Genomic DNA, 962 nt, shown 5'->3' with positions numbered 1-962 from the left:
AGTCGCGTGCTCTAGACCCGAAGCCGGGTGATCTACCCATGGCCAGGTTGAAGCGCGGGTAAGACCGCGTGGAGGACCGAACCCACCAGGGTTGAAAACCTGGGGGATGAGCTGTGGGTAGGGGTGAAAGGCCAATCAAACCCGGTGATAGCTGGTTCTCCCCGAAATGCATTTAGGTGCAGCGTCGCGTGTTTCTTGCCGGAGGTAGAGCACTGGATGGCCGATGGGCCCCACAAGGTTACTGACGTCAACCAAACTCCGAATGCCGGTAAGTGAGAGCGCGGCAGTGAGACTGCGGGCGATAAGGTTCGTAGTCGAGAGGGAAACAGCCCAGATCATCGGCTAAGGCCCCTAAGCGTGTGCTAAGTGGAAAAGGATGTGGGATCGCAGAGACAACCAGGAGGTTGGCTTAGAAGCAGCCACCCTTGAAAGAGTGCGTAATAGCTCACTGGTCAAGTGGTTCCGCGCCGACAATGTAGCGGGGCTCAAGCACACCGCCGAAGCCGTGGCACTCACGAGATATCCCGCCGGTGTTCTTCGGAACGCCGGCCAGGTTCGTGGGTGGGTAGGGGAGCGTCGTGTGGCGGGTGAAGCGGCGGAGGAATCCAGCCGTGGACGCCACACGAGTGAGAATGCAGGCATGAGTAGCGAGAGGGGAGTGAGAACCTCCCCCGCCGGAAGACCAAGGGTTCCTGGGCCAGGCTAATCCGCCCAGGGTGAGTCGGGACCTAAGGCGAGGCCGACAGGCGTAGTCGATGGACAACGGGTTGATATTCCCGTACCCGCGAAGGAACGCCCATGCTGAACCCAGCGATGCTGACCCACCGAAACCGCTCACTGCTCTTCGGAGGAGTGGGTGGGAGTAGCTGGGGACCCGGACTGGTAGTAGGCAAGCGATGGGGTGACGCAGGAAGGTAGTCGGGCCGGTGAGTGGTAGTACCGGTGCAAGGGTGTGGCCCGTC

The 962-nt window shown here is 60.9% G+C and carries 1 rRNA gene; it reads left to right on the top strand.

The annotated features are described in order from the left end of the window. A 23S ribosomal RNA gene (locus tag WA616_RS24360) occupies positions 1–962 on the top strand; the annotation flags it as partial.

It is taken from the genome of Geodermatophilus sp. FMUSA9-8, assembly GCF_037034165.1.
Taxonomy (GTDB): Bacteria; Actinomycetota; Actinomycetes; order Mycobacteriales; family Geodermatophilaceae; genus Geodermatophilus; species Geodermatophilus nigrescens.
This window is presented reverse-complemented; position numbering and strand designations above follow the sequence as displayed.